Origin of the sequence: Oceanospirillum sediminis (assembly GCF_014164585.1) — a bacterium.
GTDB lineage: Bacteria > Pseudomonadota > Gammaproteobacteria > Pseudomonadales > Halomonadaceae > Oceanospirillum > Oceanospirillum sediminis.
Window position 1 is genome coordinate 1 of record NZ_JACJFM010000380.1, and the last position, 303, is coordinate 303.

At 35.6% G+C, this 303-nt stretch carries 1 protein-coding gene; it reads right to left on the bottom strand.

What is annotated here, in order from left to right; translation table 11 throughout:
- Window positions 1-102 precede the first annotated feature (102 nt).
- The coding region (locus tag H4O21_RS25310) for a protein rep (RefSeq protein ID WP_182812810.1) at window positions 103-303 on the bottom strand (201 nt) is incomplete at its 5' end.

A 303-nucleotide genomic window follows, 5' to 3' on the forward strand; every position in this document is an offset into this window, starting at 1 on the left:
TTGTGTTATTGTGCTAAAGACTTGTATCAGAAGTCAGCAAGCTGACAACAAAAAAAGGGATATGCCAACGGATTTACCGTTGATCATATCCTGACATTCTCTTTACCAAATAAAATAATTTTGTTTATTAAAATCCCATTTTGCGACAACTTCTTCCGCAGCTTCCATTTGCTCTTTGGTGTAATCTTCATCGCCAACATGAACTAAATCACCATTTTCAACATCTTCAAGTTTCAAATCTTGCTTAATTTGCTTTAATAATCCACCATAGCTGATTTGTCGTTTTCCGGCTAAGGCATACTC